At 45.8% G+C, this 9,263-nt stretch carries 5 protein-coding genes; 2 read left to right on the plus strand and 3 right to left on the minus strand.

Annotation, left to right across the window (positions count from 1 at the left end; all coding sequences use genetic code 11):
* Positions 1 to 60: 60 nt before the first annotated feature.
* On the plus strand, positions 61 to 3,891 hold the full coding sequence (locus NDI44_RS25565) for a response regulator (RefSeq protein WP_190412986.1): 3,831 nt from the start codon (positions 61 to 63) through the stop codon (positions 3,889 to 3,891).
* A 112-nt stretch (positions 3,892 to 4,003) separates the two neighbouring features.
* A complete protein-coding gene (locus NDI44_RS25570; protein ID WP_190412987.1) occupies positions 4,004 to 4,561 on the plus strand; it encodes a chemotaxis protein CheW in 558 nt (185 codons plus the stop codon).
* Positions 4,562 to 4,741: 180 nt separating this feature from the next.
* Here the strand turns inward: NDI44_RS25570 and NDI44_RS25575 are convergent, their stop codons facing one another.
* The 3 genes from NDI44_RS25575 to NDI44_RS25585 all read right to left on the minus strand — a co-directional run.
* Entirely contained in the window at positions 4,742 to 8,044 is a 3,303-nt protein-coding gene (locus NDI44_RS25575) for a CHAT domain-containing tetratricopeptide repeat protein (protein ID WP_190412988.1), read from the minus strand.
* A 32-nt stretch (positions 8,045 to 8,076) separates the two neighbouring features.
* Entirely contained in the window at positions 8,077 to 8,631 is a 555-nt protein-coding gene (locus tag NDI44_RS25580; RefSeq protein WP_190412989.1) for a hypothetical protein, read from the minus strand.
* Between the two features lie 90 nt (positions 8,632 to 8,721).
* A partial coding sequence (locus NDI44_RS25585; RefSeq protein WP_206755318.1) for a transcriptional regulator occupies positions 8,722 to 9,263 on the minus strand: 542 nt, incomplete at its 5' end.

Raw genomic sequence — 9,263 nt, forward strand, 5'->3', positions numbered from 1 at the left:
ATTCCCATACGCCTCTTCCCCAATTACCAATTACTAATTACCAATTACCAATTCAGTATTATGGCGCTCGACTCTGATATCCGCGACCAAGCCTATCAGTTCTTCATTCAAGAAGCTCCAGAGCTGTTGCAGGTCATCGAATCGGAACTGCTGACGCTCAAGACAGAGCGGACTACTGCTAAAATTCACAGTCTCATGCGTGCGGCTCACTCGATTAAAGGGGGATCTGCTTGCGTGGGACTCGAAACAATCAAAACGATAGCTCATCGCCTTGAAGATATCTTTAAGGCGCTCCACAACAAAGAGTTAGAGATTGATGCCGAACTAGAAAGCTTATTGCTGCAAGCCTATGATTGTCTCCGCCTCCCTTTAACGGAGCAGATTCTGGCGGGTCATTTCAACGCAGAACAGGCGATCGCGATCGCCGAACCCGTGTTTGCCAAAATTGAGGCACAATTAGGAGATTTCCTCACCGGAGAGGAAGTTTTACCCAATGCGGTGGAATTGGGAATTGATATCACCTTATCGATATTTGAAGTGGACGTGGCGCAAGAACTAGAGCGCCTCACTCATGTTTTAGCCCATCCTGAAAGCAATCAAGTAGCCGGAGAATTGCGGGCACTCGCTGATGTATTTACCGGCATCGCAGAATTATTAAGTTTGCCAGGATTTGGAGCGATCGCGCAAACTACTTTGGCGGCGCTCGATGCTCATCCCGAACAAGCCTTGCAGATTGCTAAACTGGCATTAGCTGATTTTCTGGCAGCGAGAGAAGACGTACTCGCAGGCGATCGCTTGCTTGGCGGTTCTCCCTCTACCGCTTTAACAAAACTTGCTGCTACTTCTCCAGTTCAAACTTCCCCTGGATCAACGGTTACAGGCGTCCAACTGGCTCCCGAATTAGAGCTACTGACACTGACTGAAGATGAAGAGGAATCAGCGCTCTCCTTTTCCTTTTCTTCTATTGAAGATATTTTTGGTAGCTCTGTCCTCCCTTCTGAAATCAATGAAGATTTCTTAGACGTTTCGGCACTATTCACATCTGAAGAAATTTCCGAAACCGAGTTAGGCATTCCAGGGGAAACGCTAACTTCTATCGCTGCTTTCGACGAAATTCTTGATTTCTCAGATTCCAGCCTATCAACTCAAAATCAACTCCCTCTTCTCAAAGTTGATGAACCTGAGCATCTAACCTTAACTACAGATGAGGAAAGTCTCAAACCAAACTTAGACGAGCGAAAACAGAAACAAACTTCAGATAAAATTTTTAAGGATTCAAAATTAACAGCAGAAATTACAGATTTTTATAATAATTCATCTTTCAACGGGCTGAAACTTCCGGCGCTACCAGCAGCTAATCTAAATCAAGAATTTGAGTTAATCGCTCAAGAAGAAATCCTCGCTTCCCCTCCTTCTCTAGATGAAGTTTTTGGTAGTTTTGCCTCAAATTTACCAGAGATAGAAATTGAAAACTCATCTTCTTTTGAAGTAGCTGAGCCGATGGCGCTGATTGAGGAAATTCCTGAATTAGAGCTAGCTGTTGAAGAAACTAACCTAGTTACTATTTCTCCCCCAGCTCCAGAACTACACTCAGAATTAATTGCAACAAAATCCTCAACGAATATTCAAGCAGTTGTTCAGGAAATCGAGCAATTATTTGATAGTTTGCCTTCCGTAACCGAGCTTCCGGTCAATCTAGTCAACACAGAAAATTCGCCTCAGATAATTCAGTCTGAAATCGACAAAGCAGCGCCTAAAACTTCTAGACCCGCTAAATTGCCTGCTGCCAAAGACAAGAAGAAAGAAACCATTGTCCCTACCAATTCTACTCCCCAACTTTCTGTTCGAGTTGACTTAGATCGACTGGAACGAATGAATAACTTGGTGGGTGAACTTGCCATTAACCGAAACGGTCTTTTCCTCCAAAACGAACAACTGCAAGCAACGGTACAAGAACTGCTGCGGCGGTTTACTAAATTTCAGGAAATCGCCAATCATCTGCGCGATTTATCAGACCAGATGATAGTGGCTCCAGAACGCCATTCTATTGCGTCAGACCAGCAAATCGCATCTCGAAAAGCAGAAAAGCCGGATGTAAAAACGCGATTTCCTGCGTCTGAAACCGAGGAAAATATAGAGCAAAATCTCCTGTCTTCTAGCACCTCTACACCCCTAACTTCTTCGTTTGACTCCCTAGAGATGGACAGCTATGGAGCATTGCACTCAATGGTGCAAGAGAGCCTCGAAGAGATGGTGCAACTCGAAGAAATCGTCGGGGATGTGGCACACTTAGCTGGACAGTCAAGCCAAACTTTAGAAAGTCAACGTCAAATGATCGCCCACTTGCGGGATGATTTGATGTGGGCGCGGATGCTTCCCCTGCGCGAAGTGTTGAGCCGCTTTCCTAGAGTTTTGCGCGACCTTTCCACAAAATACAAAAAGCCAGTCGAGCTGAAATTAAGCGGGACGGGAGTTTTAGTTGATAAAGCCGCTTTAGAAAAACTCAACGATCCTTTACTGCACTTGCTCCGCAATGCCTTCGATCACGGGATTGAGCCACCAGAAGTACGCCGTCAGCAAGGGAAACCGGAGCGGGGTCAGATTGAAATTCAGGCTTATCATCAGGGGAGTCACACGATTATTGAAGTACGGGATGACGGTCAAGGAGTCAACCTAGAACGCATCCGTTTGAAAGCACTAGAGTTGGGGTTGCTTTCACCAGAACAAGTGGTTACAACTTCAACCACTCGACTTTTAGATTTACTATTTGAGCCAGGATTTTCCACTGCGGCTCAAGTCAGCGAACTGTCGGGTCGAGGTGTGGGATTAGATGTGGCGCGATCGCAACTGCGATCGCTCAAAGGTACCATCACGGTCACGACCACGCCTGGAAAAGGTACCACCTTTACGTTACGCATCCCGCTGACGCTGACGATTGCTAAATTACTCGTCTGCTTGGTTGGTTCCACTGCTTACGCCTTCCCCGCTGACAGCATTGAAGAGATCGTCATTCCGAAAACTGACCAGATGAAGCACTCTGGAAAACAGAGATTCTTGCACTGGCGCAAGCGAATCGTTCCTGTCTATCACTTATCAGAATTACTGGACTATAGTTGTCCGTTGCCTGAATCAATTCCCAGCCAAGCTTTAGTCGCCGTTCCCACTCCCGAAGCTTGGGCACCACCGATGCTGCTAATCCGCCGAGATAACCAAATTCTTGCCTTAGAAATCGATCGCTTGGTCACAGAGCAAGAATTGGTGATCAAACCCTTTGGTGCAGCGATCGCGCCTCCAAGTTATATTTACGGTTGCACGATTTTAGGAGATGGGAGCCTGATTCCGGTAATTGATGGGGCAACGCTTCTCACCCAGATGGTTGGGCAAAGTAAGAACGCGATCGCTACGACTACTTTCACCGATCTGCCAACTGCTTCCCCCATCCAAACTGCATCAATTGACAAAACTAAAGTATCCGCAAACACAGCTAAATCGCCTTTGATATTAATCGTAGATGACTCGATTACCCTCAGACAAACTTTAGCTTTAACACTCCAAAAAGCAGGATACCGCGTCTTACAAGCAAGAGATGGACGGGAAGCCATCGAACAGTTACAGCAAAATTCCAACATTCAAATGGTGGTTTGCGATGTAGAAATGCCGAATCTAAATGGCTTTGAATTTCTCAACCATCGTCGTCAAGATCCGCAGCTATCAAAAATACCCGTAGCGATGCTGACTTCCCGTAGTAGTGAAAAACATCGACAATTAGCAACTCACTTGGGAGCCAGTGCTTACTTTAGTAAACCTTACTTAGAGCAAGAATTCTTAGCAGCCCTCAAAGCCCTTTTTGAAAAAAGTGGATCTTTAGGAGCTGCCGTTCGTAGCTCATAATAATGAGAGCATCTCAATGTTTTTAAAGACATCAATTACAGTCCAGAAACCCACCCCAACCCTCTGGGTGAATCGGGAGGGATGAATCCTACTTTCCCCTGAAAAAAAAGGCATGAACAGCACTTTAATCAACTCAACCCCCCCGGATTTCGATCGGTTAGATGTTTCCGCGTCTGTACCCGCTATTAAAGTGCTTGTGTTTAGCATTGGTAGCTTAAACTTGGGTTTGCGGATTGAGTCTATCTACAAAGTGCTGAATTCTACCCAAATTTTTGGCAGCGGACTGAATGGAGTCGGTATTGCTCATGTAGGCGATCGCGAAGTGACTGTTTTGAATCTACAGCAGCGGTTATTTTCATCCAACTCAACCCACGAAACCCCTCAGGGAGCCTACCTGATCGTTCTTCAAAATACCGAAAGAGAGTTGTATGGTATCCCCGTTGAAACCGTTCCCGCTTTGATAGATGTACCCTTATCCACGATTCGAGTCTTACCCGAATCCTTTCGTCACGCTAACACTCTGGGGATAGCCAGTCACGTTGCTGTCATTTCTCAACCAGAAACTTCTCTAACCTTATTTCTGTTAGATATTGATACAACAACGAAACTTTCTTGGGGCAATTTCGCTCTGCCACCTGCTACGGACGAGGAGACACGGCAGCCTCAATAATGCTATGTTTATTACCCTATAAAGGCGATCGCTAGCTCATCTGGATCGCTTTGGGAATTTAGCTCTATATATCTACTCATCAATTAGAAGATGAGAGCGATTGCGCCTTTCAAACCCCATCATATTGAAAGGTGAACTGAAAGAGATCGCGCCTATCACTCACTGTTATATAGAATACAATCATCGCAAGCCTTGGCAGGTGAAAGCAGCCCAGTAGTGAAGAGGTGAGAAAGGACATTCATCTTGTGAATTCTTGAGTGCGTGAATCTGATTCGTAACTCCCGCGTACTTCCGATATTCACAATTCCATTTCAAAAAGTCTGCTGAACCTGGTTGGTATTGGCTGCGCTTGCTTCTAGCTTCTTTCCGTCCAGCTTCTGCTTGTGTAGATAGTTCTTGTATATCCTCTCTTTTCAAGAGTTCCTCTTTTCTTAATTCACGCAGTTTAATTTGAGCTTGTCGCAGAGATTCGGGGCGGCTTTTATCTGGTTGTCGGTGCTGATAGTAGAAGATGGAAAATAATGCTGTGGCTAAGTCATCGACTGACCAAAGAGTGCTGACAACACTTCTGGCACCAGAACATAAAAAGCCGGTGGAAAGTGTTAGAATATCATCCGTTATTTCTGGCAAACCCAAACCCGTTTCGCAACAAGAAAGAAACACATCAGAAAGATTAGGCAGCCGCCAGCCTGGAGTCATCAACTGCCCCAAGGTGATATTACCATCAGCCAATTTCAACTGGGAGTTAAGGGGATTATCGAGGCAGAATTCAGCATGATGGCTGGAGTGAAGCACTTGAACTCGTGAAGCCAGCTGACGATAGTTGCTTGTTGTAGCTTGGCTGCGACCTCTTAAGCGAGCGCTTTCAGGAATGTTGTAAACTTTCGCAATTTGTTCACCCTCAAAATTTGCAAAGGGCAGGTCTTCGGTAGCATCTTCCACGGTGCCGTAGGTGAGATTTCCTTCTACTTCGCCCCGTTGTTGGCAAAATTCTAAAACTTGGCAACTAGGAGTATAGCGAATGAGAAACTTATCTCCTAAATATTGACCCTCTCCAAGGGGCAGAGCAGCAAAGGGAATTTGATGCAGCGCCAAGTGAGGCACTAAAATCAGTTCGGTAATGTCCTGTAGATGCTGAGAAATAAGGTCATTGATTTGCAAGCGTTCAGCCAGTTCGGCTAAGAAATTAATAATTTGGGACTTCCAAGTGTTTTCCTCTTCGACGTAGAGTTTTAACCATTTCTGGGAAATCCAGTTTTGTAGAGTCTCAATTCCTTGCCCAGTACAAGCGTGGCAGGCGAGCTGGTTTTTCCGCAGTACAAATATATGAGTATTGTTACTGGTGCTATAGAAGCTGAGGATAGCAGTAGTCGGTTGGTCGATGAGCTTCTGCATCGCCGAAAAGTCAGGAGCTATAACTTGAATCTCACCAGCTAGTACTGGGTCTAAGCGTCTGAGTTGTTCCCAAATTTGCTGTTTCTCAGCTTCTAAAGATGCGATCGCTTGCGTTTTAGCTTGGAAAGAAGCGCGATCGCTTGTTCTACTTCCCACTCCTATCAGTTCTCGATTATTACCAGAGCTGTTTTGAGAGCGCTCTTGGTCAATTCGCTGTTGCAAGTCATCAAACTGCTGCAATAACTTCTTAACTTCTAGGGGGATTTCGCCGCTTTGGTAGAGGTCATTACTTGCCATCAAGTCTACAAGGCGTTTGGAACGCGATCGCTCGACAGTCTCAAGGGCTTTTTCCAGTTGCCCATCATTTATGCAGGCTTGCACCATGTTTTCGTAAACATCAAAAGCCTCTGCTAAAATCTCTTGACGGCGAGATTCAGAAGCTGCCCAACTGCGACTGGTTTCCACAGCTTCTATCACAGCTCCAAAGCCCTCAATAGCTTCTTGCCACAACGCTCCCTTGAAAGCGGCGTAGCCCAAACCACGTCCAGTCACTATACATGAGATAGGGTCTGCTGCCGGAGTGTAAATTTTCAGTGCTTGTTGAAACGCTTGGACTGCCTGTGGAATCTGTTGTAGTTTGAGGTAAACATTACCAAAATTGTGTTGGAGCATTGCCCAATCTCTGGGAAACGCCTCACAGGTAAGAACTTGTAGTGCCGCCTCGTAGAAGCGAATCGCCAACTTTAAATTCCATATTTCACCTACCATTGACCAAGCGATCAGTTCACCTAGTGTTCCTTGGGGAATTGCTAGTTCCAGCTCCTCCGGCAATCCTTCCGAAATACGATAAGAATATGCAAAGCCCAAATTATGTTGGAGCATTGCCCAATTTTGAGGAAACCCTTCGGGGGTGAAGACTTGCAACGCTCGGTCGTAGCAGCGAATTGCTAACTCCAGATTCAGCTCCTTATCACCATAGATGCGGTCAGTGTAGGCAACGCCCAGATTATATTGAAGCATTGCCCAGTCTTGGGGAAACACCTTGCTGGTATAGACTTCCAATGCCGCCTCGTAGCAGCGAATCGCTGACTCTAGATTCTCCGCTTGGTTGCCTAAAATACGGTTACGATAGGCAGTGCCTAAATTGTTGTGGGTCAATGCCCAGTCTTGAGGAAAGGTATCACGGATGCGGATTTGCAGCGCTGCTTCGTAGCAGCGAATCGCCTGTTCCTGATTTTCTGCTTTATCCCCCAAAATGCGGTTGGTGTAGACATTTCCCAGATTGTTTTGGGTAGCAGCCCAATCTTGAGGAAAGGTGTCACGGGTAAGGACTTGTAGCACTGCTTTATAGCAACGAATTGCCTGCTCTAGATTATCCGCCCGATTCCCCAAGATACGGTCTTTGTAAACATTCCCTAAATTGTTTTGGGTCATTGCCCAATCTTTTGAAAACGCCTCACGAGTGTAGATTTGCAGTGCTGCTTCTAAGTATTGAATTGCCGACTCTAGATTCTCCGCTTTATCCCCCAAAATACGGCTGCGGTATGTAACACCCAGATTGTTTTGGGTATCTGCCCATTTTTCGGGAAAGGTGTCACGGATGTAGATTTGTAGCGCTGCTCCATACCAATGAATTGCCCGTTCTAGATTATCCACCTTGTCTCCGAAAATGCGGTTGAAGTAGGCAACTCCCAGAGCATTTTGGGCCATTGCTAATACTTCCGGAAACGTATTGCGTGTAAAGATGGTGGTGATAATTTCATATCCAGTAATAACAATTTCCAGGTTGCTGGCTCTGCTGCCCAAGGGGAAGTTCTGAATTATATTGCTGAATAGAAAGATATCTAATGCAAGCCTTTGCGCTTGCTTAGGCTCCACTGTTGACAACTTATCCCTTGCCAAATTGTGCAGCAACTGAGCAAAGTTATCATCTAATTTATCCAAGTTTGCTTGTAGCAGTGGGTATATTACTTTGGAATTGCCGTTACTCTCTTGGGTTGCTTGCAATACCTCAAGTAAGAAATTTACATAGGATTTTTGATATTGTTTACTCTTTTTTGGCTTTCCAGTACCGAATCCTTTTGCCATATCGTTCACTTAACCTTGAAACCTTAGTTATCTCAGGCACTTTGACGGGAGTGCCATCCCAATACTGGCTGCCACCCAACAGTTACTAACTCTTGAGTGGGGCGCAAAATGCCTCTACTGAAGTCAATTCCCACGGCTTCTAACTGCTCAAATCCATTTTTGTGGAACGGATGGCGAGGGCTGGTAACTTGATTTCTCATCCACAAATAGGGATTATTCCGACTACGACCTTCCCAGTCATTAGAAGCAGGCCATTTGCCGCAATCCAGGGGACTGACCCAGCCGTTGAATTCCAAAGCTAACAGACACCAAGCTCTCGCTCCCCATTCATCCGGTGTCGGGTCATCTGGCTTAACAACCCCATTACTGTTAAACCAATTCATCTGAGGAACTCCCAGACCTCCATTCTGCCGCCACAGGGCGATGTAACCATCTGGCTTGACCGCAAAATGACCAATTTCATGCAGGACATTCCACCACTTCTCATACCCAGGCGTGATAGTAATTCTACTAACGCCAATGCTATGACAAAACGCCTGAACATCAGCAACTGTGGGGATAATCAAATTACCCTTGTCTCGCGTCATATTCTTTCCTTGTGATGCTTTTTATCTAAAGTTTAGAATCCAAAAAATATAGCTTTATAAACAGAGAGTTAGCAGATTTTGCTCTGAAGATTATTGCAAAACATCGGCTAATTTCTCTAGCAAACTTTCTGCTAAATCTAGTAGTTCGATTTCATCATTTTCATCGCTGGAATTGCAGTTAATACCGACCGCCGCAACGCTACCAGCTAAGAGATTCTTGACAGCACAGAGTCGGTCATCTTCTTCTGGGATGGTCAGGCATTTTTCCAACTCGGCGGCAATTTCAGAAAGCGATCGCGCTCCCAATCTCTCCCGTACCTGTACAGCCACCGAGTCATCACTCTCCAGAAACGCCGTCACAAATTTGATGACCGAGACATCTTTGTGCGAGAAGTGCCGAACCGCCGCCTGCACATATTCCCGCAGACTCATCCCCTCTGCCTCAGCTAGCTGGACAACTTCCGCGCCTAAGTCTACCAGCACCACCTCTTCGTTATCGCTTACCTGATAGAGTTCGTCTCCCTGCTTGACAGCCACCAATAAATCCGCACCCAAAGTATGTAGGTAGTGCAGCACCGACTCCAACTCATGATCCTTCAGTGCCGACTCCAGCTTAGACACCGCCGCTTGCT

It is taken from the genome of Trichocoleus sp. DQ-A3 (genome assembly GCF_039961975.1).
Lineage (GTDB): Bacteria > Cyanobacteriota > Cyanobacteriia > Cyanobacteriales > FACHB-T130 > FACHB-T130.